This is a genomic window from Bombella mellum (genome assembly GCF_014048465.1).
In the GTDB taxonomy this organism is placed as follows: domain Bacteria; phylum Pseudomonadota; class Alphaproteobacteria; order Acetobacterales; family Acetobacteraceae; genus Bombella; species Bombella mellum.
The window spans coordinates 390,183-416,853 of the sequence record NZ_PDLY01000001.1 but is presented as its reverse complement, the minus strand read 5'-3'; the positions used below and the strand labels follow the sequence as shown (position 1 = coordinate 416,853).

26 protein-coding genes and 1 tRNA gene are annotated in these 26,671 nt (G+C 62.5%); 12 read left to right on the top strand and 15 right to left on the bottom strand.

The annotated features are described in order from the left end of the window. Positions 1–65: 65 nt before the first annotated feature. Together gltB and CPA56_RS01820 are read right to left on the bottom strand one after the other, a co-directional pair. Complete coding sequence (gene gltB, locus CPA56_RS01825; RefSeq protein ID WP_407645626.1) at positions 66–4,625, bottom strand: glutamate synthase large subunit; 4,560 nt, start codon at positions 4,623–4,625, stop codon at positions 66–68. Beyond that, complete coding sequence (locus tag CPA56_RS01820; protein WP_182040325.1) at positions 4,625–6,055, bottom strand: NAD(P)-dependent oxidoreductase; 1,431 nt, start codon at positions 6,053–6,055, stop codon at positions 4,625–4,627. Before CPA56_RS01820 ends, gltB begins: the two co-directional genes overlap by 1 nt. A 368-nt stretch (positions 6,056–6,423) precedes the next feature. Between CPA56_RS01820 and CPA56_RS01815 the strand changes: the two genes are divergently transcribed. From CPA56_RS01815 to CPA56_RS01785, 7 genes are all read left to right on the top strand, one after another. Beyond that, positions 6,424–6,510: transfer RNA gene (locus CPA56_RS01815), tRNA-Leu, on the top strand. A 59-nt stretch (positions 6,511–6,569) separates the two neighbouring features. Continuing rightward, positions 6,570–7,220, top strand: coding sequence for a ribonuclease D (locus tag CPA56_RS01810; RefSeq protein WP_182040324.1), 651 nt, complete (start codon positions 6,570–6,572; stop codon positions 7,218–7,220). A gap of 12 nt (positions 7,221–7,232) precedes the next feature. Beyond that, positions 7,233–8,210, top strand: a complete 978-nt coding sequence (locus CPA56_RS01805) for a KpsF/GutQ family sugar-phosphate isomerase (protein ID WP_182040323.1) — start codon at positions 7,233–7,235, stop codon at positions 8,208–8,210. Beyond that, a complete protein-coding gene (gene lptC / locus CPA56_RS01800) occupies positions 8,207–8,947 on the top strand; it encodes an LPS export ABC transporter periplasmic protein LptC (RefSeq protein WP_182040322.1) in 741 nt (246 codons plus the stop codon). Before CPA56_RS01805 ends, lptC begins: the two co-directional genes overlap by 4 nt. 7 nt (positions 8,948–8,954) lie before the next feature. Next, positions 8,955–9,887, top strand: a complete 933-nt coding sequence (locus CPA56_RS01795) for an LptA/OstA family protein (RefSeq protein ID WP_229707270.1) — start codon at positions 8,955–8,957, stop codon at positions 9,885–9,887. Between the two features lie 2 nt (positions 9,888–9,889). Further along, positions 9,890–10,630 (top strand): LPS export ABC transporter ATP-binding protein, encoded by a 741-nt coding sequence (lptB, locus tag CPA56_RS01790; RefSeq protein ID WP_182040321.1) that lies wholly within the window; start codon positions 9,890–9,892, stop codon positions 10,628–10,630. A 70-nt stretch (positions 10,631–10,700) separates the two neighbouring features. Next, positions 10,701–10,937, top strand: a complete 237-nt coding sequence (locus CPA56_RS01785; RefSeq protein WP_182040320.1) for a hypothetical protein — start codon at positions 10,701–10,703, stop codon at positions 10,935–10,937. 46 nt (positions 10,938–10,983) lie between these two features. Here CPA56_RS01785 and CPA56_RS01780 read toward each other — a convergent pair whose 3' ends face one another. Beyond that, positions 10,984–11,247 (bottom strand): DUF1150 family protein, encoded by a 264-nt coding sequence (locus tag CPA56_RS01780; RefSeq protein ID WP_227449646.1) that lies wholly within the window; start codon positions 11,245–11,247, stop codon positions 10,984–10,986. After that, positions 11,234–11,749 carry an Hsp20 family protein gene (locus CPA56_RS01775; RefSeq protein WP_182040319.1) on the bottom strand — a complete coding sequence of 172 codons (516 nt, stop codon included), beginning with the start codon at positions 11,747–11,749 and terminating at the stop codon, positions 11,234–11,236. Before CPA56_RS01775 ends, CPA56_RS01780 begins: the two co-directional genes overlap by 14 nt. A 179-nt stretch (positions 11,750–11,928) precedes the next feature. Between CPA56_RS01775 and def the strand changes: the two genes are divergently transcribed. From def to truA, 3 genes are read left to right on the top strand one after another with little or no spacing between them, the layout of a single operon-like run. Beyond that, positions 11,929–12,480 carry a peptide deformylase gene (def, locus tag CPA56_RS01770; protein ID WP_182040318.1) on the top strand — a complete coding sequence of 184 codons (552 nt, stop codon included), beginning with the start codon at positions 11,929–11,931 and terminating at the stop codon, positions 12,478–12,480. Between the two features lie 3 nt (positions 12,481–12,483). Beyond that, complete coding sequence (gene fmt / locus CPA56_RS01765) at positions 12,484–13,416, top strand: methionyl-tRNA formyltransferase (protein WP_182040317.1); 933 nt, start codon at positions 12,484–12,486, stop codon at positions 13,414–13,416. Next, positions 13,409–14,200, top strand: coding sequence for a tRNA pseudouridine(38-40) synthase TruA (gene truA / locus CPA56_RS01760; RefSeq protein ID WP_182040316.1), 792 nt, complete (start codon positions 13,409–13,411; stop codon positions 14,198–14,200). The genes fmt and truA overlap by 8 nt, the downstream gene beginning before the upstream one ends. A gap of 13 nt (positions 14,201–14,213) precedes the next feature. On the opposite strand, the gene CPA56_RS01755 is transcribed toward truA, so the two are convergent. Beyond that, entirely contained in the window at positions 14,214–15,032 is an 819-nt protein-coding gene (locus tag CPA56_RS01755) for a sulfotransferase family protein (RefSeq protein ID WP_182040315.1), read from the bottom strand. Between the two features lie 255 nt (positions 15,033–15,287). On the opposite strand from CPA56_RS01755, the gene rfaE2 reads away from it, so the two are divergent. Further along, positions 15,288–16,778 carry a D-glycero-beta-D-manno-heptose 1-phosphate adenylyltransferase gene (gene rfaE2 / locus CPA56_RS01750; protein ID WP_182040314.1) on the top strand — a complete coding sequence of 497 codons (1,491 nt, stop codon included), beginning with the start codon at positions 15,288–15,290 and terminating at the stop codon, positions 16,776–16,778. Next, positions 16,775–17,908 carry an AGE family epimerase/isomerase gene (locus tag CPA56_RS01745; protein ID WP_182040313.1) on the top strand — a complete coding sequence of 378 codons (1,134 nt, stop codon included), beginning with the start codon at positions 16,775–16,777 and terminating at the stop codon, positions 17,906–17,908. Before rfaE2 ends, CPA56_RS01745 begins: the two co-directional genes overlap by 4 nt. Positions 17,909–17,932: 24 nt before the next feature. Here CPA56_RS01745 and CPA56_RS01740 read toward each other — a convergent pair whose 3' ends face one another. From CPA56_RS01740 to gloA, 10 genes are all read right to left on the bottom strand, one after another. Further along, a complete protein-coding gene (locus CPA56_RS01740; protein WP_182040312.1) occupies positions 17,933–19,711 on the bottom strand; it encodes a chloride channel protein in 1,779 nt (592 codons plus the stop codon). Positions 19,712–19,825: 114 nt separating this feature from the next. Next, a complete protein-coding gene (gene dapE, locus CPA56_RS01735; protein ID WP_182040311.1) occupies positions 19,826–20,971 on the bottom strand; it encodes a succinyl-diaminopimelate desuccinylase in 1,146 nt (381 codons plus the stop codon). 8 nt (positions 20,972–20,979) lie between these two features. Continuing rightward, positions 20,980–21,810 (bottom strand): 2,3,4,5-tetrahydropyridine-2,6-dicarboxylate N-succinyltransferase, encoded by an 831-nt coding sequence (dapD, locus tag CPA56_RS01730; protein ID WP_182040310.1) that lies wholly within the window; start codon positions 21,808–21,810, stop codon positions 20,980–20,982. 54 nt (positions 21,811–21,864) lie between these two features. Continuing rightward, complete coding sequence (argB, locus tag CPA56_RS01725; RefSeq protein WP_182040309.1) at positions 21,865–22,809, bottom strand: acetylglutamate kinase; 945 nt, start codon at positions 22,807–22,809, stop codon at positions 21,865–21,867. 20 nt (positions 22,810–22,829) lie between these two features. After that, on the bottom strand, positions 22,830–23,498 hold the full coding sequence (gene yihA / locus CPA56_RS01720; protein WP_229707267.1) for a ribosome biogenesis GTP-binding protein YihA/YsxC: 669 nt from the start codon (positions 23,496–23,498) through the stop codon (positions 22,830–22,832). Continuing rightward, complete coding sequence (gene yidC, locus CPA56_RS01715; protein ID WP_182040308.1) at positions 23,495–25,270, bottom strand: membrane protein insertase YidC; 1,776 nt, start codon at positions 25,268–25,270, stop codon at positions 23,495–23,497. Before yidC ends, yihA begins: the two co-directional genes overlap by 4 nt. A gap of 116 nt (positions 25,271–25,386) precedes the next feature. Next, positions 25,387–25,608 (bottom strand): membrane protein insertion efficiency factor YidD, encoded by a 222-nt coding sequence (gene yidD / locus CPA56_RS01710; RefSeq protein WP_326831283.1) that lies wholly within the window; start codon positions 25,606–25,608, stop codon positions 25,387–25,389. Between the two features lie 5 nt (positions 25,609–25,613). Further along, on the bottom strand, positions 25,614–25,961 hold the full coding sequence (gene rnpA, locus CPA56_RS01705; protein WP_182040307.1) for a ribonuclease P protein component: 348 nt from the start codon (positions 25,959–25,961) through the stop codon (positions 25,614–25,616). A 2-nt stretch (positions 25,962–25,963) separates the two neighbouring features. After that, positions 25,964–26,098: a 50S ribosomal protein L34 gene (gene rpmH, locus CPA56_RS01700; protein ID WP_018979184.1), complete on the bottom strand. Its 135-nt coding sequence runs from the start codon at positions 26,096–26,098 to the stop codon at positions 25,964–25,966. Between the two features lie 167 nt (positions 26,099–26,265). Further along, positions 26,266–26,667, bottom strand: a complete 402-nt coding sequence (gloA, locus tag CPA56_RS01695) for a lactoylglutathione lyase (protein WP_182040306.1) — start codon at positions 26,665–26,667, stop codon at positions 26,266–26,268. Positions 26,668–26,671 lie beyond the last annotated feature (4 nt).

Genomic DNA, 26,671 nt, shown 5'->3' with positions numbered 1-26,671 from the left:
AGGAGGCTGTGAAAACTCTCTTTTCTGTCACAGCCCATCATCCAGCCCAGCCCCGGCGGCTCCCGTCAGGCCGACAGGCTTCTGAGATCGGCCTCCTCATACCCGATGATGCGGGCATAGTCCTTCGGCACGACATGCCAGAACTTCGGCAAGACCTCGTCCCAGTGGTGCAGGATATCCGCCGCATAGGCACTGCCCGTCTCACGCTCGTGCCGCTCCACGAGGCCCCGCAGCTCGTCCTTCCACCGTCTGGCCGTCACGGGCTGGCACATGACCGTGTCGTGATTCACCCGTTTCGGAAAGTCACCATCACGGTCCAGCACATAGGCCGTACCACCCGTGAAGCCTGCCCCGAAATTGTCCCCGGCCTTGCCCAGAACAACGACCGTACCGCCTGTCATGTATTCGCAGCCATTGGAGCCACAGCCTTCCACCACGGCCACGGCACCGGAGTTCCGCACGGCGAACCGTTCTCCGGCCTGCCCGGCGGCAAAGAGTGCCCCCGCCGTCGCACCATAAAGCACCGTGTTGCCGATGATGGAATTCTTCTCCGTGGCGCAGGGTGTGGCACTGCTGGGCCGCAGCACCAGAGTGGCTCCGGAGAGGCCCTTGCCGACATAGTCGTTGGCATCACCTTCCACCTCGATGCGCAGCCCCTGTACGGCGAAGGCCCCAAGGGACTGACCGGCAGACCCACGCAGGGAGAGCGTCAGATGCCCTTCCGGCAGGCTGGCCATGCCGAAGCGACGGGTGATGAGGGATGACAGCCTCGTCCCCACCGCACGATGCGTGTTGCGGACGATATAGTGCAGATGCAGCTTCTCCCGCCGCTCGAACAGCGGCTGCGCATCGGCGATGATCTGTGCATCCAGCGTGTCCGGGACCTCGTTGCGTCCCTCCAGCGTGCAGTGACGGGCAAAGCCGCCCGTATCCGCCTGCACCAGCAGGGCGTTGAGGTCCAGATCATCCAGATAATCCGAGCCACGATAGACCTGATGGAGCAGGTCCGTCCGGCCGATGATCTCCTCGAGGGAGCGGTATCCCAGACGGGCCAGAATGTTGCGGACATCCTCGGCTATCAGCGTGAAAAGGTTGATGACCTTCTCCGGCGTGCCCTCGAACTTCTTCCGCAGCTCCTCATCCTGCACGCAGACACCGACAGGGCAGGTATTGGTATGGCACTGCCGCACCATGATGCAGCCCATTGCCACGAGAGCCGCCGTACCGATGCCGAACTCCTCGGCCCCCAGCATGGCGGCGATCACCACGTCACGCCCGGTCTTGATTCCACCATCGACACGCAGCTTCAGCCGGTGGCGCAGACGGTTGAGCATCAACACCTGATGGGTCTCGCTCAGCCCCATTTCCCACGGCAGGCCAGCATAATAGATGGAAGACTGGGCACTGGCCCCCGTCCCGCCGGAATGGCCGGAGATCAGGATGGCATCAGCCTTGGCCTTGGCCACACCGGCGGCGATGGTCCCGATACCCGTCCGGGCCACGAGCTTCACCGTCACGGTCGCCTCCGGGTTGATCTGCTTGAGGTCGTAGATCAGCTGGGCGAGGTCCTCGATGGAATAGATGTCATGATGCGGCGGCGGCGAGATCAGCGTGACGCCCGGCGTGGCATGACGGAGACGGGCGATCAGCTCCGTGACCTTGAAGCCCGGAAGCTGGCCTCCCTCGCCCGGCTTGGCCCCCTGTGCGACCTTGATCTCCAGCTCCCGGCAATTGTTGAGATATTCCGCCGTCACGCCGAAGCGGCCGGACGCCACCTGTTTGATGGCCGAGGACGCATTGTCCCCGTTGGGCCGTGGTGTGGCCCGGGCCGGGTCCTCGCCTCCCTCGCCGGAATCGGACTTCGCCCCGATGCGGTTCATGGCGATGGCCAGCGTCTCATGCGCTTCCGGACTCAGCGCACCGAGGGAGATGCCCGGGGCAACCAGCCTGCGGCGGATCTGGGTGATGCCTTCCACGTCATCCACGTCAATGGACCGTGCGCTGGAACGGAAATCCAGCAGATCACGCAGGGCGACCGGCTCCTGCGCCTCCAGAGCGTCCGCATAACGGCGGAAGAGCCTGTAGCTGTTGGCCTGCACTGCCGTCTGCAGCATGTGGACCGCACTGGCCGAAAAGGAGTGCGCCTCCCCACCCGGGCGGATCTTGTACCGCCCCCCGATGGGCAGCGGAGACACGTTGGCAGGCTGCCATGCCTGCCTGTGCGCCTTGATGACGTTCCGGGCGATACCGGGCAGGCCGATGCCCGAAATGCGGGACGCCATGCCGGGGAAGAACTCGGCCACAAGCGCACGGGAGAGGCCGATCGCCTCGAAATTGTACCCGCCACGATAGGCCGAGACGACCGAAATCCCCGCCTTGGACATGATCTTGAGCAGCCCCTTGTCCACGGCCTTGCGGTACTGCTCCATGGCCTGCCGCAGGGTCATCTTTCCGAACAGCCCCCGCTGGAGACGGTCGGCAATGCTCTGCTGGGCCAGCCACGGATTGACCGTGGAGGCTCCCACCCCGACCATCACGGCGAGGCTGTGCACGTCCAGCACATCGGAGGCCCGGACATTCACGGAGGTGAAGGTCCGCAGGCTGTGATTGATGAGATGGACATGCACAGCCGCCACGGCCAGCACCATGGGAACCGCCACACGGTCCTCCGTGGCATGCTCATCGGTCAGGAAGAGATGGGCACAGCCACCCCGCACGGCATCCTCGGCCTTCTGGCATATCTGCGTCAGAGCCGCCCGCATCCCGTCCTCGCCCTCGGCCAGCGGGAAGGTACAGTCGATGACCTCACCATGCCTGCCACACATCTCCTGAAGACGGCTGAACTCGCCATTCGTCAGGATGGGGCTGGAAAGCTGGAGAAGCTGGCACTGGCCCGCTTCCTCGGCAAGGATATTGCCCAGATTGCCCAGCCTCGTCACCAGGCTCATGGCCCGTGTTTCCCGCAGGCTGTCGATCGGCGGGTTCGTCACCTGGCTGAATCCCTGCCGGAAATAGTGGGACAGCCCCCGATAATGCCGGGACAGCACCTGAAGCGGCGTGTCATCCCCCATGGAGGCCAGAGCCTCGCTGCCATTCTCCACCATCGGCTGGAGCGTGGCCTCCATGTCCTCATAGGTCAGATTGACGGCCAGCTGGCGGCGGCGCAGCGTCTCGGCGTCAATACCGTCCGGTTCCGTCACCTGGGCCATCAGCGGCCCGACATCCTCGATGCCGTCCCTGATCCAGCTCTCATAATCCTGCCGGTTGATAAGCATGTCCAGCACGTCATCCGGCATATAGAAACGGGCCTCATCGAGGTCCAGCGCAAGGGTCTGCCCCGGCCCGAGCCGCCCGCGCAGGGCGATGGCCTCATCCGGTACACGCACCATGCCCGTCTCGGACCCGACGATCAGCAGCCCGTCCTTCGTGATGCTGTAGCGCAGCGGCCGCAGACCGGCCCTGTCCAGCCCGGCGATGATCCAGCGGCCATCCGTCCCGCACAGGGCCGCCGGACCGTCCCACGGCTCGATGACGGCATTGCAGTAGCGGTAGAACGCCTTGGCCCGGGCGGACAGGGAGGAATTCGCCCCTGCCGCCGCCGGGATCAGCAGGGCCTTGGCGGATGGTGCCGTCCGTCCGGCGAAGGTCAGAAGCTCGAAGACATTGTCCAGAGCCGCCGTGTCGGACCCCGCCACCTGCACGACCGGCTTGAGGGCCTCCATGTAGTCATCCAGCACCGGGCTGCTCAGCCGTGTCTCATGCGCCCGCATCCAGTTGACGTTGCCGGAGAGCGTGTTGATCTCCCCGTTATGGGCGATCTTGCGGAAAGGCTGGGCGAGCTTCCATTTCGGGAAGGTGTTGGTGGAATAACGCTGGTGATAGATGGCAAAACGGGAGACGAACCGCTCATCCAGCAGGTCCGGGTAAAAATCCGTCAGGTTTTCCGCCAGAAACATGCCCTTGTAGATGAGGGAGCGGCAGGACAGGGAGCAGATGTACAGCTCCACCTGTGCCCGTGTCGCCTCCTGCTCGATCCGACGACGGATGACGTAGAGGTCCCGTTCCAGCGTTTCCTCATCACGCCCCAGCGTGTTGCGGATCATGATCTGCTCAATCTCAGGGCGGGTCTCGTTGGCCTTCTCGCCAATGCAGGCCGTATCAATCGGCACCTGACGCCAGCCATAGATGCCATAGCCGAACCGCAGGATTTCCGTCTCGATGATCTGGCGGCAGCGTTCCTGCGCTCCAAGATCCGTGCGGGGCAGGAAGACCATCCCGACGGAAATGCGTCCCTCGATCCGCAGGTCACCCGCATTATGGATGGCATCCTCAAAGAAGTTCTGCGGGATTTCCACATGGATGCCAGCCCCGTCCCCCGTCTTGCCATCAGCATCGACGGCACCACGGTGCCAGATGTTGCCCAGGGCCTCGATGCCCGCCTGCACCACGGCACGGCTGGGCCTGCCATCCATCGCCGCCACAAGCCCTACACCACAGGCATCATGCTCCTGCGCCGGGTCATACAGCCCTTCCAGCCGTTCAACATTGGCCTGATAGGCCTTCACGAAGTCCCGTGCCGTTTCCGGAGCGGATGTCATGGTCGTGGTTTCGTTCATGGTGGTCATCAGGCACACTCCCCGACAGATGTTGCGGTCCGGGCCGCCCCGGCAGACAGATGGTTCATGATGGAATCGGCGGCGTCCCGTCCGTCCCGGATGGCCCAGACGACGAGGCTCGCCCCCCGGACGATGTCCCCACCGGCAAAGACCCCCGGCAGGCTGGTTTCATGCCCGCTGCCGGAGACCTCCAGCGTGCCCCACCGTGTCACGGCGAGGTCGGGCCGGTTCCAGAGAACCGGCAGGTCTTCCGGCTCGAATCCCAGCGCACAGATGACCAGATCGGCCTTCAGTTCACGGGTGGATTCCGTCGGCTCCACGGCCCGGCGGCCCGCCGCATCGGCTGCCCCGAGGCGCATCTCCCGCAGGCGGACAGCCTTCACCCTGTCATCACCAAGGAAAGCCTCCGGTGTCAGCATCCACTCAAAGCGGGCTCCCTCCTCCTCCGCATTGAGAACCTCCTGACGGGAACCGGGCATGTTGTCACGGTCCCGACGATAGGCACAGACCACCTCCCTCGCCCCCTGCCGGATGGCCGTGCGGACGCAGTCCATGGCGGTATCACCGCCCCCCAGCACCACGACACGTTTGCCTTTCGCTGTCAGGCCAGCAGTCCCATGCTCCGTCTGGGAGGCCTTGAGGTAAGGAAGGGCCTCCACCACATTGGCCAGACCGGCCCCCGGCCCCCTCACCTGCCGGGCACGATACACGCCCGTGGCCAGAAAAACGGCATCATGCCGCTGGCGCAACTCCTCCAGCGGCAGAGCACCGTCGCCATGCCCGACGGACTGTCCCAGATGGAAGATGATTCCCTGCTCCTCCAGCAGCTTCCAGCGACGTTCCACAACGCTCTTGTCCAGCTTGAAGCCCGGAATCCCGTACATCAGCAGCCCGCCGGGTTTTTCCTGCCGTTCATAGACATGCACCTCATGCCCTGCGGCCCGCAGACGCTCGGCACAGGCGAGACCGGCCGGGCCGGACCCGACGATCCCCACGCTCTGCCCCGTTTCCTCGGCAGGCAGACGGGGCAGGACCCAGCCTTCCGCAAAGGCCGTCTCGGTGACGTACCGCTCCACGGCCCCGATGGTCACGCTGCTGAAACCCGGACGGATGACGCAGTTCCCTTCACAGAGACGGTCCTGCGGACAGATGCGGCCACAGATTTCCGGAAAGCTGTTGGTGCTGGAGGAAAGTTCATAGGCTTCCTTCAGCCGCCCTTCCGTCGTCAGGCGCAGCCATTCGGGGATGACGTTGCCCAGCGGGCAGTGAACCGTGCAGTACGGAATCCCGCACTGGGAACAGCGTGACGCCTGCTCCTGCGCCCTCTGGGGGCTGAACCCGGCGTAAATCTCGCAAAAATCCTTCCGTCTCTCGGCAGCCGAGCGTTTGTCCGGGAGTTTCTGGGAGCAGTTTACGAACCGCAGCATCTGTTCAGCCATTATGAGATCGATCCCTGAGAAATGCCCACACCATCAGGTGCGCCTGCCCCGACGGTCATGAAGGGAAACACGGACCTCTGGCAGGATAAACGTAACAGTTTCTACACAGATACCAGCTTGCCCACAAAAAAACAGTCAACATTGCTGACCAATTACCTCTGGTATGTTTCTAATTTTGCGGATGATTATCAGTTTCATGAAGAATAATAGGTCCATATCGGTCCATTATGGGCAGGGCATGATTCTCTCCGTCTATTTTTCAGGAAACTGCATTTTCCCTGTTGACGACATCCCGCAGACCCCGTAGAAGCATCCACACAGAGCTGAGGCGACTTCCTCACGGAGACGGCTTCCTCTTACAGCTTTGTGCCCAGATGGCGGAATTGGTAGACGCGCAGGCTTCAGGTGCCTGTGTCCGCAAGGACGTGGAAGTTCGAGTCTTCTTCTGGGCACCAAGACTTTCTCCCCTCCCGGCAGGGCAGAAGTGACCCCTCAGAAAAAATCCGGTGAAATTATGAGCACTCCGCGCAACGCCATTCATCTTCATGAGGGCGACCTCCCGGACGGTCTTAAGCTGGGTCCTTCCATCGCCATCGACACGGAGACGATGGGTCTCAATCCGCACCGGGACCGGCTCTGCCTCGTGCAGATTTCCTCCGGGGACGGTCAGGCACATCTCGTCCAGTTCGTGCCGGAACATCTGGGCGGACGTGGGTACGGGCACTGCCCCAACCTCAAGGCTCTTCTTCAGGACAGCTCCGTCACCAAGCTGATGCATTTTGCCCGGTTCGACGTGGCCGTGCTCCAGCACTATCTCGGCATCACGCTCTCCTCCGTCATCTGCACGAAGATTGCCGCCCGCCTTGTCTATACCTTCACCGACAGGCACGGCCTCGCCTATCTCAGCCGGGAGCTGCTGGGCGTCGAGATGTCCAAGCAGCAGCAGAGTTCCGACTGGGGCAGCCCGACCCTGACGGACGAACAGCTCCAGTATGCGGCCTCCGACGTGCTGCATCTCCATGCCCTCTGGGAGAAGCTGGAAGCCATGCTCATCCGGGAGGGACGGCGTGAACTTGCCCAGAGCTGCTATGATTTCCTCCCCGCCCGTGCAAAGCTGGACCTTCTCGGCTATGATGTGTCAGACATTTTTGCCCATCGTGCCTGATAAAGTCCTTCCATGACCTCACATTCCCTTTCGACCGCCTGCCGTGCCCTCCAGACAGAGCGTCGGGGGCTTGAGCAGCTGGAAGAGGCCCTGCATGGCCCCATGCAGGAAGGGTTCGATGCCGCCCTTGATGCCATCCTGACAATGAAAGGCCGCCTCATCCTGACGGGAATGGGGAAATCAGGTCACATCGGCCGCAAGATCAATGCGACCCTGGCCTCCACAGGGACACCGTCCCTTTTTCTCCATCCTGCGGAAGCGGCCCACGGGGACCTCGGCATGGTGGAGAAGGGCGATGTCATCCTCTACCTTTCCAATTCTGGCGAAACCAACGAGCTGGCCCCGGTCCTGCTCCATGCCGCCCGCCTGAACCTCATGCAGATCGCCTTCACGACAAAGGCCACCTCCACGCTGGCCCAGTCGGTGCAGATTCCCCTCATCATTCCGGCGGCCCCGGAGGCCTGCCCAATGGGGCTGGCTCCGACGACCTCCTGCCTGCTCCAGCTGGCCCTGGGAGATGCACTAGCCATCGCCCTGCTGGAACGCCGCAACTTCAATGCCCATGATTTCGGCCTTCTGCACCCGGCAGGAACGCTGGGTGCCCAGCTCCGCCCCGTCAGCAATTTCATGCATACGGGGCAGGACATGCCACTGGGCCGTGAGGACATGTCCCTCCGGGCCGTGATTCTGGAAATCACCCGCAAGAGCTTCGGCTGCATCGGCATTCTGGATGATGAGGGCCGCCTCGCCGGTCTCATCAGCGATGGAGACCTCCGCCCCGCCCTTGACCGTGACCTCGACAACACCACGGCCGTGGAGATCATGAACCGCACGCCCCTGACGGGCACGGCGGACATGCGGGCGCAGGACGTGCGCCACCTCATGAATGACCGCACCGTGCCGGTGAACTGCCTTTTCATCCTGGATGAAGGCCGCCGCCCCGTCGGCATCCTGCACCTCCATGACCTCCTGCGGGCAGGTCTTTCATGAGCGCACCGCCCCCCAACCGGGAGGATTTTGACTCCGACCGTCTGGAAAAGACACGCCAGCTGGATGCCCTGCGTCAGGAGGCCATGAACAGGCGGCGGACGCCACCTTCCGCCGAGGACATGGCCCGGCGGCGTCTGCTCATGCGGCGGGCCAAGTGGGTGCTGCCCGGTCTGGCGGCCCTCCTGCTGCTCTCGGTGGCAACATGGCCGGAGATCAATCACCTGATCCATCAGAACAGTGCCATTCTGGCCATCATGCGCCGGACCCATACGGACAGTGGCATGATGGAACATGCGGCCTACCGTGATGTCGACTCACACAACAGGCCCTACACCATCACGGCTCGCATCGCCCAGCAGAGCGAACATGACCGCATCGACATGATCGAGCCGGAAGCGGACATCATGCTGCACAACCATCAGTGGGTCCATGCCAGGGCGGACAATGGCATGTATCTCCAGCATGAGCAGACGCTCACGCTGAATGGCCATGTCGTGATCTACCGCAGTGACGGCGTCCTGCTGAACAGTCCATCCGCCGACATCGACCTCCCACAGCAGGTCATTGCCACGCATGACTGGGTCCATGCCGAGGGACCGTTCGGCACGCAGGATGCCGAAGGGGCCTTCATGGACCAGCAGACGGACACGCTTCAGTTCCTTGGAGCCGGACGGACGAATCATTTTGATGATTTATCCCCGTCCCCCTCTTCTCCCACGACACCGAAAGGCCCATAAAGGAAGCATGATGCGTCTCCCTGTTTCTTTCCGCCCTCATGCGCTCCTTGCCGCCACAGGATGTCTGCTGGCCGGTGCCCTGGTCCCCTCCTCGGAGGCCGTCTCCGCCGAGACTGCCGCCCAGGACCAGTCACATGGTCAGGTGGTCCATCTGTTCTGGAAGAAGGAAGAGATTTACGACCACAACCGCCAGACCGTCACCCTGACGGGCGGTGCCCGTGCCCAGCGGGGAGACATGACGGTGGATGCCGACACTCTGGTCGGCTATCTGCGCCCCAAGCAGAAACCTGCCGGTACGGCCACCACCGACGGCAACGGCAGCCAGGCTGGCGGCGATGACGACATGGAGCTGTATCGGGTCGAGGCTTTCGGTCATGTCCACATCTACAATCTGGAAGATCAGGGCTGGGGTGACCACGGCCTCTATGACGTCGACAAGGCCGTCCTGCTGATGACCGGCAAGGCGATGAAATTCACCACGCCACGCCAGCTGATGACGGCCCGGGACCTGGTGGAATATTACCCGCACACACGGGTTTCCATCGGCTGGGGCGATGCAACCGTCAACACAAATGACGGCAAGCGCATCACGGCCGACATCATGCAGGCCGTGGAACTTTCCGATGCCCAGAAGGCCGCCAACAGGGCCAGCCAGGCCCCGGGCACGGAGAAATCCAGAAGCGGCAACCTGGACCGTGCCTATGGCTGGGGTCATGTCGTCATCCGGACCGAACGGCAGACCGCCACCGGCGACCGTGGCGTCTATCTCGCCGGGCCGGAGCTGGCCAGGCTGATCGGGCATGTCCATGTCACACAGGGACAGAACCAGAACAACGGCTCCCAGGCCATCGTGAACCTGAAGACGGGCGTCTCCCACATGCTTTCCGGGTCCAGCAATCCGGTACAGGGGCTGATCGTTCCCAACGAAACAGGCAAGTGATCATGGAAGACAGGCAGGTCATGCCGGGGCTGGCGGCCCGTGGCATCGGAAAAAGCTACAAGAAGCGCACCGTCGTTCATGACGTCTCCCTGCATGTCCAGCGGGGCGAGGCGGTCGGCCTGCTTGGCCCGAACGGGGCCGGAAAGACGACCAGCTTCTACATGATCGTCGGCCTCGTGCAGGCGGACATGGGCAGCATCACTCTGGACGGTGCCGACATCACGCCCCTGCCCATGTACCGCCGGGCACGGCTGGGCGTCGGCTACCTGCCGCAGGAGGCCAGCATCTTCCGGGGGCTGAACGTCGAGCAGAACATCCTTGTTGCGCTGGAAGCCATCGAGAAGGACCGGGACAAGCGTCAGGCCATGCTGGACGGCCTGCTGGCCGAGTTCGGCATCACCCGCCTGCGGCACTCGCCCGCCCTGGCCCTTTCAGGCGGTGAACGTCGCCGTCTCGAGATCGCCCGTGCCCTCGCAAGCCAGCCGAACTACATCCTTCTGGATGAGCCACTGGCCGGGATCGACCCCATTGCCGTCAGTGAGATCCGTGCCCTCGTCTCCCATCTGAAGGACCGTGGCATCGGCGTTCTCATCACGGACCATAACGTGCGTGAGACGCTGGAGGTCATCGACCGGGCTTACATACTTCATGGCGGCCGTGTCCTGATGGAAGGAACACCGGAAGCCATCGTGGCCAACGAGGACGTGCGCCGGGTCTATCTGGGAGAGAATTTCTCCCTGTAAAGGGAAAAAACTCTTTCACACCCCTGCCATAATGAGCTGACAGCATCTGTCAGGAAAAGTGGATGTGCCCATGTCCACTCCGGATGCTGGGGAGGCCATGAAAAAAATCCTGTTCGAAGGTTCACAAACCTGCTCTTTCGTCACGTGCAGCATGATCTCGGACCGTACCTCCCACCAGCTGAGCCTCTACTGGGGCATCGGACACAGCGACCTCCTCGACCTCGCCTGCATGGTCGTCATAGTCCTTCCCCTATGGCTGCTGTTTGACTGGATCCAGACACGTTGCCGCTCGCAAAACAGACGATGATCCAGCCTTCCATCCGCCAGGAAAGGGCAACCCCACGGCTGGCCCTTCATTGCAGGAAGGTCGGCACCATGTCCTGCTCCAGGATGGCATCCACGGCACTGTCCTCATCCTCGGCAATGCCAACCGGGGTGCCGTCCGCTGCATGAATGGCCACCAGCGTGGCCCCCTCATGCGTTATGGTCCGGAAATAGGCGACCTCCTTCATCCCCCAGTCCCGCAGCTCCGCTCCCGTCATCGCCCGGGCACGTTCCTGCATGTCTCCCGCCAGCCTGCCGCTGGCGGAAGCTCCCCTCTCGTCATTCCCGGCCAAAAAGCTCCTCCTCTGCAACAGGAGGCAGATCACGGGCCAGCTCCACGTCACGGGCCGGTGGTGCCGGGGCCCGCACGGCTCCCCCGGAACTGCCCTGCTGGATGGCAATGTGCTTCACCCGCACCTCCGGCTCCGGACGATGAAGGTCAATGTGCAGCAGGCCGTTATCCAGCCAGGCACCGGCAATCTCGATTCCTTCCGCCAGGACGAAAGCCTTGTGGAACTGACGTGCCGCAATCCCGCGATGCAGGAAAACACGCCCCTGCGTGTCGTCCGCCTGTCGCCCACGGATCACGAGCTGGTTGTCTTCCTGGGTGATCTGGAGATCATCCATGACGAACCCGGCCACCGCCAGCGTGATGCGAAGTGCCGTACGGCTCAGCTGCTCGATGTTGTAGGGCGGATACCCGTCCGATGCTGTTTTTGATGCCCGTTCAAGCATTTGTTCCAGATGATCAAACCCCAGAAACATGGGAGAAGTGAAAAGACGTCCAGATGACATGACGTTACGGTGCCTCCTCAGGGAGCGAGACGTGAATACGGACAGACAACCCTCACGAGGCATCGCCTGCACCGGAACATATGAGGGCGGCACACTCCCGATGCAAGAGGCACACTCCCCACACGCCCTGCATGAAGAACAGGCTGGAATTACCCATCCCCAGCCGCTAACATGCCGCCATGAAAAATCTAGAGTTCCTCGACCGGCTTGATGACATCGCCCCGACATCAATCCTTGTCGCTCCCCAGCCCGTGCTAAGCCAGGTGGCCCGTGAAGTCCGCCCGGAAGACATGACCGCCCTCCGTGAGGCCCTGCCGGGCATGTTCTCCGCCATGTACAAGGCCCCCGGCATCGGTCTGGCCGCCCCACAGGTAGGACTCAGCCAGCGTTTCGTTCTGGTTGATGTCGCCCGGGAGGATGAACCCCGCCGCCCGATGGTCCTCATCAATCCCGAGATCATCGAGTCCACCGAGACACTGGCCGTGCGGGAGGAAGGCTGCCTCTCCCTCCCCAACCAGTATGCCGAGGTCATCCGACCGGAATCCATCCGTGTCCGCTATCGTGATCTGGACGGCCAGACCATCGAACAGGATGCGGACGGCCTGCTGGCCACCTGCATCCAGCATGAGATCGACCATCTGGATGGCATCCTGTTCGTCGATCATCTGTCCTCCCTGAAGCGCAACATGATCATGCGCCGTCTGGCCAAGGAACAGAAGCGGAGACGGTAAGCCATGCGCCTCGTTTTCATGGGATCGCCGAATTTTTCCGTCCCGGCCCTGCATGGCCTGATCAATGCCGGGCATGAGATTGTCGCCGTCTATACGCAGCCCCCCCGTCCCGCCGGCCGGGGCAAGGCCCTACGGCGTCAGCCCGTGCATGAGGCGGCCGATGCGCTCGGCATCCCCGTGCGGACCCCGGAAAAACTGCGCCACAATGATGAAGAGCTGGCCTTCTTCCAGAGCCTGAGGGCCGATGCCGCCATCGTGGCCGCCTATGGCCTCATCCTGCCGGAAGCCATCCTGAAGGCTCCCCGGCTCGGCTGCCTGAACATCCATGCCAGCCTGCTCCCCCGCTGGCGGGGAGCCTCGCCCATCCAGTCCGCCATCCGAGCTGGAGATGCCGAAAGCGGCGTCTGCATCATGCAGATGGACAGGGGACTGGATACCGGAGCCGTCCTTCTCTCCGAGGCCACCCCCATCACACCCGAGGACACGGCAGGCAGCCTGCATGACCGGCTGGCTGAGATCGGTGCCCGGCTGGTCGTCCGCACGCTGGAGGAACAGCCGACTGCCGTTCCACAGGATGATTCCCGGAGCTGCTATGCTCCAAGGCTGGAACGCAGGGACGGGCAGATCGACTGGGGCCGCCCGGCTGTAGAGATTGAACGTCAGGTACGGGCCTTCATCCCGTGGCCCGGCAGCTACACGCTGCTGGAGGGGCAGACCTACCGCATCGGAGCCGTCAGCCTGCCTGACGAGGCCGAAACTGCCGCCCTCATGGCCTCGGCTCCCGCTCCGGGCACGGTTCTGGATGACAGACTGACCATTGCCTGCGGGACAGGCTGCCTGCGGATCGAACGCATCCAGAAACCGGGTCGGGCCATGATGGACCGGGAGGCCTTCCTCCGTGGCACGAAACTGGACAGAGGGATGCGCCTTGACTGACGCCGCCCCGCCCGGCATCAGCCGCTGGGCCATCCGCATCGAGTTTGACGGGCGGCCCTATGTCGGCTGGCAACGCCAGAAAAGTGGCCTTTCCGTCCAGCAGCTCATCGAGGAGGCCGCCGAACATCTCACGCAGGGCCGCAGGGTCAGCAGCGTGACGGCGGGCCGGACCGATTCAGGCGTCCATGCCGCCGGACTCGTGGCCCATCTGGACTTTCCCGATGATGCCCCCCTCAGCCGCAAGGCCGTGCGGGACGCCATCGGCTACCATCTGAAGCCCCACCCCATTTCCATTCTGGAAGCCGCCCCGGCTCCTGAAGGCTGGAACGCCCGCTTCTCCGCCACATGGCGGCGTTACCGCTATACCATCCTCAACCGTCCCGCCCGTCCGGCCATGCAGGAAGGGTTCGTCTGGCACATCCGTGCCCCGCTGGATGTCGAGGCCATGCAGGAGGGAGCTAACCATCTGCTGGGCGGGCATGACTTCACCTCCTTCCGGGCGGCGGCCTGTCAGGCCCGGGACGCCCTGCGGACGCTGGATGAACTCACCATCACCCGCTCAGGCGACCATGTCCATGTGGACGTGCAGGCCCGGTCCTTCCTGCACCATCAGGTCCGCAACATGGTCGGAACGCTGGCTCTGGTCGGCCATCACCAGTGGCACCCGGACCGTGTGAAGGAGGCTTTGGAAGCCCGGGACCGCTGCAAGGCTGGCCCCACCGCTCCCCCCGATGGCCTATGCCTGATGGATGTCGGCTACCCGGATGATCCTTTCCGGCCATAAACTCTGCTGGTTTTCATATGATCCGTACCGACTTCGGGTTCATGCTTCTGTCCCTCCAGAATGCACCCCCAGCCAGACGGTTCACGACATCGGGTGGCAATATGAGAGGATGCTTCTGAGGCTCCACCTTCGGGGCAATTTCATGCAGCCCCGGCGTTTCCAGAGCCTTGTCGTATGCCGTAGGAGGCGTGTAACAGACATTGTTCATGTCATAAGTGGCAGCAGGAACGTTCAGTTCCTTTTCCAGAAGACGCATGACGGACAGGGGCTGTGTCACCAGGCTGTCATAATCAACCAGTACCAATTTGGACGAAAACTGTCCGAAAAACGCCTCCTGCAAGGCCTGATACGCAAAACCGAAAGCCCCCGCAGGAGACAGCAGATAATTCACCCGCTGATGAAGCGTGGCCCGATGTTCCACGGGCACGAGATAGGATGAAAGTGTCGGATCCCTGCCAATGATGCGCTCAAAGGAGTTGATCACCCAGACAGGATCACGCACACAGCAGATCACTTTTGCATCAGGGTAGAGATAGTCCAGAAGCTGAAGCTTGCTGCACCAGGCCCGGTTATTGTCAATGACCAGATTCGGCCTTGATGGCATGTCATGATATGTATCCATTGTCTTCTTAAGAAGATTCATGACCTTTTCATCGCTGAATTCAGTTTTATATTCACCTTCTGAAATAACGGAAAGCATCTTTGTCATGAGAGAACAGACAGGCGTTGAATATTCTGCACAGTAAATGTCAGGATGCTGCCCTAAAAGAACACTAAGGAGGGTACTTCCTGAGCGGGGAAGACCGGATATAAAGTGAACATGACGAGACATTACGTACTTCCCGGCCCTGTTTTTTTTGTTTCAGTCTGTATTGCATGAGTATGTGTCATAATTACCACTGTCAACTTCAAAAATGTATAAAAATTTATTTATTGTGCCACAAATCCTCTTCCGGGCTGGATAAGACCCTTTCCCTGACGACAGAGCGGTAAAAACATCCTAAACTTTCCCCTCCAGACATGAGGCCACGGACGCTGCCGAACGCCATTCACGGGCAGTGCTGTCTCCTGAAGGGAGGGACGTTTTTTGACTGACACGCTGAATGACGGTGCCATCACCATTCTGGGTGATCTGCTGCTGGACCAGTACATCACCGGGGATGTCACCCGCATCTCGCCGGAAGCCCCCGTCCCTGTCCTGCTGAGCAGCCACCAGCGGTCCACGCCCGGCGGAGCCGCCAACGTGGCCGTGAACGTGGCCGCCCTCGGTCATCCGGTCCATCCGGTCGGCGTGGTGGGTACGGATCAGGCGGCCGGGACGCTCCGTCAGGCCCTTTCGGTATGGCAGGAGATCAGGCTGGACGGTCTGGTCGATGATGCCAGCTGGACGACCATCACGAAGACCCGTGTCCTCAGCGGGCGGCAGCAGATCGTCCGACTGGACAATGAAAAGCTCGTCCCCTTCTCCAGGGCCACCGAGGAGGCCCTCATCGCCTCCACCCTGAAGGCACTGGAAACATCCCGGATTCTCATCTGTTCCGACTATGCCAAGGGTGTCCTCTCCGACCGTGTCCTGCACGCCGTCATGGAGGCCGCCCGCAGCCAGAGCATTCCCGTTCTGGTGGACCCCAAGCGGGCCGATCTCTCCGCCTATCGGGGGGCCAGCCTGCTGACACCCAACCGGCAGGAACTCGGCAAGGCCCTTGCCGCCTCCGGCATCGCCCACCCGGCAGGCCGCCCGTGGACACTGACGGATGATGAGGAGGTGGAACAGGCCTGCGCCGCCGTCGCCCCACTGACGGGCGGCGACATTCTCCTCACACGCTCCGAAAAAGGCATGACGCTCTGGCAGCAGAAGGCCGCCCCGCTGCACTGCCGTGCCCATCCTTCAGAAGTCTATGACGTCTCCGGGGCCGGGGACACCGTCATCGCCACGATCGCCTGTGCCCTGGCCAGTGGCCGCTCCCTGGCCAGCGCCGTGACCATGGCCACCACGGCCGCCGCCATTGCCGTCAGCAAGCTGGGCACGGCCTTTGTCACCCGGGACGAACTGCACCAGAAGCTGCTGGAAGAAATCGCCGACAGCGGAGCCTGCCTTCCCCTGCCCGACGCCTGCGCCATCGTGGAGAACTGGAAACGGCACGGAGCCTCCGTCGTCCTGACGAATGGCTGTTTCGACCTGCTCCATCCCGGCCATGTCTCGCTCATCCAGTTTGCCGCCAGCCAGGGTGACAAGCTGATCGTCGCCCTCAACACCGACGCCTCCATCAGGCGGCTGAAAGGCCCCCGCCGCCCGCTCCAGACAGAACAGGCCCGGGCCACGGTCATCCGTGCCCTGCGGCATGTCGATCTGGTCGTCCTCTTTGATGAGAACACGCCACTGGACATCATCTCCGCCCTGAAGCCCCACGTCCTCGTGAAAGGGGCCGATTACCGGGAAGATGAGGTCGTCGGGGGTGATGTCGTCAGGGAACATGGCGGGCGTGTCTGTCTGGCCCCGCTGCTGGACGGACATTCCACAAGCCGCATCGTGCAGACGATGGATGACAGCCACCCGGCAAAGGACACCCAACAATGACATACAGACAGACATGGCAGGACTGGCTGCTCCACAAGGCTCTGCCCCTCTGGTCCCAGGCCGGTTTCGACAGGGATGCAGGCCTCTATCACGAGCGGTTGACCTTTGAGGCCACCCCCATCACCCTGCCCCATCGCCGCCTGATGGTGCAGGCTCGGCAGATCGCCACCTACTGTCAGGCCGCCCTGAACGGCCATTACGACGCCGGCGAGCAGGCCCTGACGGTGCTGGACCATGTCACGCAGCGGTATCACCGGGCTGATGGCAGCGCAGGCTGGGTCTTCGCCCTCGGGCCTGATCTGGCCCCTTCCGACACGAAACGGGACCTGTACGGCCACGCCTTCATCCTCTTTGCCCATGGATGGGCCTACCGTCTGACCAAAGACCCCGCCCTGCTGCACAGGGCAGAGGCCAGCCTGGCCGAAATAGACCAGCTCTTCCCCTCCGCACATGGCGGATACCGGGATGTCCTGCCTGCCACGTCGGACCGGCACTCCCAGAACCCCCACATGCATCTGCTGGAAGCCTGTCTGACACTTTTCGAGGTCTCGGGTCGGGAGGTGTTCCTCCATCATGCCGACGCCATCCTGAAACTGGCCCTGCACTCCTTCATCCCGGCCGGAACGGATGCCCTGCTGGAATTCTTCACGCCGGAATGGAAGCCGGAACGGCCTGCGGGACAGAACCGTGTCGAACCCGGCCATCAGGCGGAATGGTGCTGGCTGCTGGGCGAGTATCTCCGTCTTGCCCCCGATGGCAGGCACGCCGCTGCTGCCCGTCAGGCACAGCATCGCCTCCATGACCGCCTTCAGAAGACCGCTCCCGGCCCTTTCCTGCCGGACGCCCTGCTGGATGATGGCTCGATGCTGGAAGCCTCGACACGCATCTGGCCCCAGACCGAAATGATGCGCCTTCTGGCCCAGCATGGCCCGGCGGATATCCAGTCCCGGCAGGAACGGCTCGCCATCATGAGCCAGCTCTTCTTCACCCATTATGCCCCGACTCCGCTCAATGGCGGGTGGATCGACCGGCTGGATGAGCAGGGAAAAACTGCCACGGACCATATGCCCGCCAGCAGCCTCTACCATATCTACAGTGCTGGACAGGCCATCCTCGGCACCACTCCGTAAGTCCGCTTCACCGGGGACGGACCATCACACGGAAAAACGTCCATCCCCGGCAAGGTCCCGGCGGCTGCGCTCCAGCTCCACGGCGTAGCAGCGCAGCGTGTGCCGTTCGCTCAGCTGCCCGACAAGCTGGCGGGACTGACGGTCTTCCACCACGGCCAGCACGTCGGCTTCCGCCTCTGCAAACAGGTCGGCCGCCTCACGGATGGTCATGTGCGGCTCAAGCATGATGTCCCGATAGCAGGCCAGACTGGAGACAGGCTCCTCGCCTGCGCAGGCCGCCGTGATCTCGGACACCAGGACAATGCCCTGATACCGGCCCTCCTCATCCACCAGCACGAGCCGTTCCTCAATCCCCAGTGTCAGCTGCGCCTGTGCCTGCCGGATGGTCATGGCCGCCGGAAAGCTGCGGACCTGTGCCCGCATCAGCTTCTGCACGGTCAGGGTCCGGAAGCGGCCCACATCCACGGCGGACCGGATAGTCTCTCCCCGCAGGTGAAAACGCCATGTCGCAAAATTGTATCCGAAGAGCCGCCGGACCGTCAGCAGGGACAGGGTGGCCGACAGCACCACGGCACTGCTGAGCGGCATGATCCCCGTCATTTCCAGCACCATGCAGATCATCGTCATGGGGCCTCCGATGATGGCCGTGGCCATGGCCGCCATGCCCAGCACGGAACAGACATGGCCATCAGCCGGGGCCAGACCATAAGGAGCCAGCAGAGCCCCGAACGCCTCACCGGCCAGAACCCCCAGAAACAGCGAGGCAAAAAACAGCCCGCCCCGGAAACCCGACCCGATGGACAGGCACGACGCCACCGCCTTGAGGACGAGCAACAGAAGAGCCAGGGACGGCACGATCTCCCCCTTCAGCACCAGCCCCACCCCGCCATGCCCGGCCGACAGGACCGAGGGGAAAGGTGCCGCCAGACAGGCCACGAGCAGACCGCCAGCGACAGGCCGCAGCCAGACCGGGACAGGCAGTTTCTGGAACACCGCCTGGGTCTGCGTCACGCAGTACATGATGAGAATGGCCACGAGGGCGCACAGAATGGCCAGCAGGCTGACCCCGGGCACATCGGCCCAACCCATCTGCCAGCTGGTCACCAGCGGTGGCAGGCCGCCATCCATCCGCATGAGATGCCGAACACCCAGCCCGGCCATGGCCGCCAGCGCAATGGGAAACAGGTTGGCAAGACTGTAGGTTCCCAGCACCAGCTCGAACGCATAGAAGGCTCCGGCAATCGGAGCATCAAACCCGGCACTGACAGCCCCGGCCGCCCCCGCCCCCACCAGAATCCGCATGTCCTCCCGTCGGACATGGAAGACCCGCCCCAGCCACGAACCGAAAGCAGCAGATATCTGCACATAGCCGGCCTCCAGCCCGATGGAAGCCCCCACGCCGTTGGACAGGACCGTCTGCACGGCAAGACTAACACTGTCCCTGACGGACATGCGCCCACCATGCAGGGCATTGGCCTCCACCGGGTCCACCGGGCGACGTTTCATCCAGCGGCGCAGCAGGGCACTCAGTCCGCCAACCGCCAGACCACCACCGCCCAGCACCAACAGGCAACGCCATAATGGCAGCGCAGGCAGTTCCGACAGTCTGCCGCCATTATGCAGGCCATAAAACAAGACATGCAGACCGAGGGTCACGACATTGATAAGCAGAACACAGCAGCCCGCCAGTCCCCCCGTCAGCAGGGCCAGCAGGAACAGTCCCAGTCCGTCACGCCGGACGAAGGACCGCAGCCTGGCAGGAGCCAGCAGTCTCATCCGTGATGACCCGTTCCCTATGGACATGCGGGATTCTCTCCTCTTTCCTGTATCGGCCGTGCTACAGAGTCCGGCCCTGTATACAGAAAACCCGCCTCAGACGGGCGGGTTTTCCCAGACATCCAGCATTGTGAAAGAAGCTCAGACACCAAAACGCTGCATGAACTCCAGATAAACCTGTGTCAGCTGTTCCACGGAAGCCAGAGACACATGCTCGTCACGCTTGTGCATGGTGGCCCCCACCAGCCCGAATTCCGCCACGGGGCAGCAATGCGTGATGAAGCGGGCATCGGATGTTCCCCCGCCCGTATCGAGCTTCGGCGTCCTCCCCGTCACGGCCTGCACGGCCTGGGAGAGTTTCTCCACCTCGGCACCGGGTTCCGTCAGGAAAGATTCCCCGCTGACAGCCACGTCAAGATCAGCCTCAGGGGCATGACAAGCAACGACATCCTCGATCCAGTTACGCAGGCTGCCGCTCGTATGAAGGTCATTGAAGCGGATGTTCACCCGGGCCTGTGCCGTGGCGGGAATGACGTTGGTGGCTGGATTCCCGACATCCACACTCGTGATCTGCAGGGAAGACGGAGCAAACCAGTCACTGCCGTGATCCAAAGTGCGGGATGTCAGATCATTCAGGATCGGCACGAGACGGTGGATGGGATTGTCTGCCAGATGCGGATAGGCCACATGCCCCTGTGTGCCCTTGACGGTGATCACCACATTCATGCTGCCACGGCGACCGATCTTGATGACCTCGCCCATTTCAGCCGGATTGGTCGGCTCACCCAGCAGGCAGAAATCCGGAGCCTCGCCCCGTTCTTTCATCCATTCCAGCACGGAACGGGTGCCATACCGGGCAGGTCCCTCCTCATCCCCCGTGATGAGGAATACCAGACTGCCCTTCAGCGGTCCGGCCTCCAGCCTGCGGGCCACGGCAGCCAAGGCGGCGGCGACACCGCCCTTCATGTCCGCCGTGCCACGGCCGTAAATATGCCCATCCCGGATGTCCCCGGCGAAAGGATCGCAGCTCCAGCCCTCACCGGGGGGAACGACATCCGTATGCCCCGCAAAGCAGAGACAGGGACCGCCCTGCCCCAGCCGGGCATAGAGGTTGGGCGTCTGCCCGCCTTCGGGACCGAAGACAAGGCGTGTGACCTCAAACCCCATCATCTCCAGCGACCGGGCCACGACGCCCAGTGCCCCGTCATCCGCCGGGGTGACGGAGCGACATCGCAGGAGGTCCTGCAACAGAGCGACGGGGTCCGAAGGAGATGATGGATGGCTCATGAGGTCACTCAGTCACGCAGCAGCTCATTGATGGATGTCTTGGAGCGTGTACGCTCGTCAACACGCTTGACGATCACGGCACAGGCCAGGGACGGCCCGCCCGGGGTCTTCGGCGGCAGGGTTCCCGGCACGACCACGGAATAGGCCGGAACACGCCCCATATGGATCTCACCCGTCGTACGGTCCACGATCTTGGTGGAGGCCCCAAGGAACACGCCCATGGAGAGGACGGAGCCACGCTCCACGACCACGCCCTCAGCCACCTCGGAACGGGCACCGATGAAGCAGTCATCCCCGATGATGACCGGTGCGGCCTGGAGCGGCTCCAGCACGCCACCAATGCCTGCACCACCGCTGATATGGCAGTTCCTGCCGATCTGGGCACAGGAGCCGACCGTGGCCCATGTATCGATCATCGTGCCGCTCTCGACACGGGCACCCAGATTGACGAAGCTCGGCATCAGCACGACACCCGGAGCGATGTAGGCGGAACGGCGGACGACAGCCCCCGGAACGGCCCGGAAACCGGCCTTCTCGAACTCTGCCTTACCCCAGCCGGCGAACTTCAGCGGCACCTTGTCAAAACCCGGAGCACCACCGCAGCCATTGGCCATCGGCTCGGATTCATACAGGCGGAAGGACATGAGGACGGCCTTCTTCAGCCATTCATGCACGACACGTCCGTCTTCCCTGTGTTCGGCCACACGGAAGGTTCCGTCATCCAGCCCGGCAAGAGCGGCTTCCACGACATCACGGGCCTGCCCCTGCGTCTGCGGGGACAGGCTGGCACGGTCTTCCCAAAGGGTTTCGATCTGCTTGCGAAGCTCTGCGTGATCCATAAAACGCTCCTTATTCTACAACCATAATCCGGGCAGGCTGCCCTGCCCCATCTCTCAGTCCGCCTTGATGAGCGTACCCTGTCCTGCCCTGGTGAAGAGTTCCAGCAGGCAAGTATGTGGCACCCGGCCATCCAGAATGACGGCAGCCTTGGCCCCGGCCTGCACGGCCTTGAGGCAGGTTTCCACCTTGGGAATCATGCCGCCCGTGATGTGCCCCTCCCGGATGAGACGGCGGGCCTCCTCGGCCGTCAGCTCCTCGATGCGCTGGCCATTCTCGTCCAGCACACCGGGAACGTCCGTCAGCATCAGCAGGCGGGAAGCCCGCACGGCACCGGCAACCGCACCGGCAGCCGTATCCGCATTGATGTTGTAAATCTCGCCTTCATCCCCGGCACCAAGCGGAGCCACGACCGGAATCAGACCAGCACCGAGAAGGGCATAGAGCACCCGGGGATCGACACGCTCCGGCTGGCCGACAAAGCCCAGATCGACCGCCTCGCTCCCGTTTCCTTCCGTCCGATGATAATGGACGAGACGGCTGGCCTGGATCAGACGCCCGTCACGGCCGGAAATGCCCACGGCAAGCGCACCGGCATGGCTGATGAGATCGGCCACCTGTTTGTTCACCGTGCCGGAGAGGACCATCTCGATCACGTCGATCATCTCACGGTCCGTGACACGCAGGCCATCAATGAAGCGGGACTCAACACCAAGCCGCTTCATCATGCTGCTGATCTGCGGGCCACCACCATGCACCACGATCGGATTGATGCCGACCAGCTTGAGCAGGGCGATGTCCCGGCCAAAGGTGGCGGCAAGGCTGTTCTCGACCATCGCATGGCCACCATACTTCACCACGATGGTGTCGCCAGCATAACGGCGCAGATAGGGCAGCGCACCGGCAAGGACGGCAGCCTGCTGCTGATCGCTCAGCGCATCAAGTGCCAGGACATTCTCCAGAGGAGCGGCGGGAGAAGAATCAGAAGAAGACATGACCATTCACTATACAGAAAAACTTTTCAGGACCGTTCATCGGCAGGCGTGGCGAAGCGGGCCATTATGCCACGCAGCTCGGCAATACCCAACGACGTCGTGCTGCTCGTCGCCACAATGTGTGGGAAAGCCGCCGCATGGGTTCCGGCCAACGCTTCCACCTCCTTCTGCCGTCCTGCGAGCGCGGAGGCGGACAGGGCATCACATTTGGTCAGGACGATCTGGAACACGACCGCCGCCTTATCCAAAAGATCGCAGACCTCCCTGTCGGAGGCCTTGAGGCCCACGCGCCCGTCAATCAGAAGGATCACACGGGCCAGATTGGGTCTGCCCCGCAGATAGGCGAACATCGTCCGCTGCCAGTCTTCCTTCACGGCCTTGGACGCCTTGGCGAAACCATAACCCGGCATGTCCACGAGGGAGAGCCTCCCTCCCAGGTTGAAGAAATTGAGCTGCTTGGTCCGCCCCGGCTCGGACGAGGCCCGGGCCAGAGCCTTCCGGCCCGTCAGCGCATTGATGAGGCTGGATTTGCCCACATTGGAGCGTCCCGCAAAGGCGATTTCCGCACGGTCGGGTGGCGGAAGCTGCTCGATCGTCTGCGCCCCGAAGAAGAAATCACAGGGACCGGCGAAGAGCCTGCGGCCCTCTTCCAGTTCTTCCTCGGTGGGCAGGACCGTCTGCATCTGCTGCATCATCGCTCTTTCTTCTTTGCGGCACCAGCCTTGCGGGGGGCCTTGCCCTTGCGCCCGATCAGCGGCACGGGCAGGCTGGTCCGACGCTCGATGTAATGCTGCTGGAGGAAGGTCAGCACGTTGTTCCACGTGTAATAGACCAGCAGACCGGCAGGGAAGCTGGACATCACGAAGACATACACGATGGGCATGAACTGCATGATGCGGGCCTGGGCCGGGTCCATGCTGACCATGCTGTGCTTCTGGAGCAGCCAGAAGGTGATGCCCAGTGCCGCCCCCCAGATGCTGAGATGCAGGAAAGAGAAGATGTGCGTGGGATCGAACGGCAGCAGCCCGAACAGGTTGAACACGTTGGTCGGATCCGGCACGGAAAGGTCCTTGATCCAGCCGAAGAAAGGCGCATGACGCTCATCGATGCTGAGATTGAGCATCTTGTACAGGCAGAAGAAGATCGGAGCCTGGATCAGCATGGGCAGGCAGCCCCCTGCCGGATTGATCTTCTCTTCCTTGTAAAGGGCCATGACCTTCTGGTTCATGGTCATCGGGTCGCTTTTGTACTTCTCACGGATCTCCGTCACCTTCGGCGCAATCAGGCGCATCCGGGCGGCCGAATGGGCGGCCTTGGAGGCCAGCGGGAACAGCACGATCTTGACGATCAGCGTCATGGCCATCAGTCCGAGGCCGAAATTGCCGATATGCGCATAGAGCCAGTGCAGCAGGAACAGGATGGGCTTCGTCAGGAAGCTGAACCAGCCGAAATCGATGCTGTCATCAAAGCGGGGCAGACCCAGCCTGCGGCCATAATAGCGCAGCAGGCCCGGCTCCTTGGCACCGGCAAACAGGTAGCTGCCCTGCCCCAGACGGGCACCGTCCTGGATGACCTGCGGCTCCTGCGAGGTGAAGGTCACACGGTAGGAACCGTTACCTTCCGGCACGTAGCTGTACCGGATGCGCACGTTGGAGGACGCATCAGCCCCGACGGCCGTCAGCCAGTATTTGTCCGTGATGCCGCCCCAGCCACCTTTTCCAGTGTCTGTCCATGACACATGGTCCGGTCCATTGCCGTCGGTCCGCAGGGACTTGTACCCCTTGTCCGCCAGCCGGCCGTTCATGACGGCAATCGGTCCCTCATAGGCCGTGAAGGAACCGGTATCCTCCGGCAGATAGTCACGCTGGACACGCTGGAACGGATAGACGGACACGGGCTGGCCGGAATGGTTCTCCACCTCCTGCCGCACCGTCACCATATAATGGTGGTCCTGCGCCAGCTGGATGATGAAGCGCACGCCAGCCCCGTTGTCCCAGTGCAGGCTGACCGGGGACTCCGGCGTCAGGCCGGTCTGTTCCCCATCCACCTGCCAGAGGGAATGCTCGCCCGGCAGACGGGTGGTGAACCCGGCGGCGTTCTCCCAGCCGATAACCAGATAGGTCGGCCGGCCACTGCCTGCCCTGTCCAGCAGACGGACCAGCGGACTGTCCTTGGCGATGGTCTCACGGTAGCGGGTCAGCTCGAGATCATCCAGCCGTGCACCCCGCAGGTTGAAAGACCCCTGGACATCGGACGAAGCCACCTTCAGCCGATGCTCCTGGTGATCGTCCGCCTCTTCCACAGGCCCGGCCGCAGCCGGAGCGGGAGACGGCTGGGTGACCGCAGCCGGAGTGGCGGGCTGCGTCTCCACCGGTTTGTGCCGCTCGGGAGGCAGGAAGAAATTGAAGCCGATCAGGATCAGGGCCGACAGGGCGACGGCCAGAATAATACGTTTGCTACTTTCCATCGGGCTGAAGCCGCTCTTTCATCATGCTGGAAGGGTAGATCGCTTCCTCAGTGGCGTAAAATCGTCCCCAAAACAATAGCCACACCATTTTTTTTACGTTTTCTGCCGGAGCCGTGTCACGGGGGATGGTCCACGCCACCCGGATGGAAAGGATGGCATTTCAGGATGCGGCAGACCGTCAGCCAGCCACCCCGGAACGGACCATGCCTGCGGATGGCCTCCTCTCCATAGACACTGCAGCTGGGATGAAAACGGCACTGCCTGCCCATGATCGGACTGAGAAAAAGGCGGTAAAGCCTTATGAGGCCCACCATGAACACGGCAAGCAGCCTGCCCACGGCTCTTACTCCGCCCCTCTCTCCAGAGCCTGGAGCACCTTGCGCACATCATTTTTCAGGAGAGGGAAAGGCCGCTTCCGGGTAGCGGCACGTCCTATCAGGACGAGATCACCCGAGGAAGGGCACCCTTCCTCCTTCACCACCAGCCGGAGGGCCTCCCGCAGGCGGCGGCGTGTACGGTTGCGCACGACGGAATTACCGACCTTCTTGGTCACGGTAAAACCGGCCCGTACCGCCATGTCCCCCTGCCCCGGCAGCACCTGGCCGATCAGCCCGGGAGACACGACCTTATGGCCCTTGCGGGCCACACGCAGAAACTGCGACCGCTTCTTCAGGCGGTCAGGCTGTTTCATGCTCAGGCAGAGAGTTTCTTGCGGCCCTTGGCACGACGGTTTGCCAGCACGCGACGGCCACCAACTGTGGCGGAACGTGTACGGAAACCGTGGCGACGCTTACGAACCAGACGGGAAGGCTGATATGTGCGCTTCATCTTTTCAATCCTCTAATCTTAACAACACGCCCCGTAAGGCGTGCATCAGAACAGGACGCACCCAGTAACGCCCCTCCACTTGGGAGTGGCTTTTAAGGGGATGGCCCTGTCCTGTCAATCCTGCAATTCCACCCGGATGGCGCAGGGGATGGGGTTTCCGCTGGCCGTTACGCCTTGGCGTCCTTCTTTTCGATCAGCTCGACCTTGTAGCCGTCGGGGTCCTGAACGAAAGCGATGACGATACCCGTATTGCCCATCGGACCGGCCTCACGGGTGACACGCCCGCCACCCTGACGGACCGTATCAACGGCGGCGGCCACATCCCGCACGCCAACGGCAAAATGGCCGAAGCCCGTTCCGTGGGTATAGTCCTCCGTCTGGTCCCAGTTGTAGGTGAGCTCAATCTCACCCTCACCACGGGCATTGCCTTCATACCCGATATAAACCAGCGTGAAACGCCCTTCCGGCACCTCCAGGCGGCGCAGCTCGCGCATCCCGAGGAGGCCGTAGAAAGCCAGACTGCGGTCAAGGTCCCGCACACGGATCATCGTATGAAGATAAATGCTCATTGTC

Coding starts and splice junctions, on each gene's coding strand:
- gltB (WP_407645626.1), bottom strand. CDS start 4,625: ATGACCACCATGAACGAAACCACGACCATGACATCCGCTCCGGAAACG.
- CPA56_RS01820 (WP_182040325.1), bottom strand. CDS start 6,055: ATGGCTGAACAGATGCTGCGGTTCGTAAACTGCTCCCAGAAACTCCCG.
- CPA56_RS01810 (WP_182040324.1), top strand. CDS start 6,570: ATGAGCACTCCGCGCAACGCCATTCATCTTCATGAGGGCGACCTCCCG.
- CPA56_RS01805 (WP_182040323.1), top strand. CDS start 7,233: ATGACCTCACATTCCCTTTCGACCGCCTGCCGTGCCCTCCAGACAGAG.
- lptC (WP_182040322.1), top strand. CDS start 8,207: ATGAGCGCACCGCCCCCCAACCGGGAGGATTTTGACTCCGACCGTCTG.
- CPA56_RS01795 (WP_229707270.1), top strand. CDS start 8,955: ATGATGCGTCTCCCTGTTTCTTTCCGCCCTCATGCGCTCCTTGCCGCC.
- lptB (WP_182040321.1), top strand. CDS start 9,890: ATGGAAGACAGGCAGGTCATGCCGGGGCTGGCGGCCCGTGGCATCGGA.
- CPA56_RS01785 (WP_182040320.1), top strand. CDS start 10,701: ATGTCCACTCCGGATGCTGGGGAGGCCATGAAAAAAATCCTGTTCGAA.
- CPA56_RS01775 (WP_182040319.1), bottom strand. CDS start 11,749: ATGTCATCTGGACGTCTTTTCACTTCTCCCATGTTTCTGGGGTTTGAT.
- def (WP_182040318.1), top strand. CDS start 11,929: ATGAAAAATCTAGAGTTCCTCGACCGGCTTGATGACATCGCCCCGACA.
- fmt (WP_182040317.1), top strand. CDS start 12,484: ATGCGCCTCGTTTTCATGGGATCGCCGAATTTTTCCGTCCCGGCCCTG.
- CPA56_RS01755 (WP_182040315.1), bottom strand. CDS start 15,032: ATGTCTCGTCATGTTCACTTTATATCCGGTCTTCCCCGCTCAGGAAGT.
- CPA56_RS01745 (WP_182040313.1), top strand. CDS start 16,775: ATGACATACAGACAGACATGGCAGGACTGGCTGCTCCACAAGGCTCTG.
- CPA56_RS01740 (WP_182040312.1), bottom strand. CDS start 19,711: ATGTCCATAGGGAACGGGTCATCACGGATGAGACTGCTGGCTCCTGCC.
- dapE (WP_182040311.1), bottom strand. CDS start 20,971: ATGAGCCATCCATCATCTCCTTCGGACCCCGTCGCTCTGTTGCAGGAC.
- dapD (WP_182040310.1), bottom strand. CDS start 21,810: ATGGATCACGCAGAGCTTCGCAAGCAGATCGAAACCCTTTGGGAAGAC.
- argB (WP_182040309.1), bottom strand. CDS start 22,809: ATGGTCATGTCTTCTTCTGATTCTTCTCCCGCCGCTCCTCTGGAGAAT.
- yihA (WP_229707267.1), bottom strand. CDS start 23,498: ATGATGCAGCAGATGCAGACGGTCCTGCCCACCGAGGAAGAACTGGAA.
- yidC (WP_182040308.1), bottom strand. CDS start 25,270: ATGGAAAGTAGCAAACGTATTATTCTGGCCGTCGCCCTGTCGGCCCTG.
- rnpA (WP_182040307.1), bottom strand. CDS start 25,961: ATGAAACAGCCTGACCGCCTGAAGAAGCGGTCGCAGTTTCTGCGTGTG.
- rpmH (WP_018979184.1), bottom strand. CDS start 26,098: ATGAAGCGCACATATCAGCCTTCCCGTCTGGTTCGTAAGCGTCGCCAC.
- gloA (WP_182040306.1), bottom strand. CDS start 26,667: ATGAGCATTTATCTTCATACGATGATCCGTGTGCGGGACCTTGACCGC.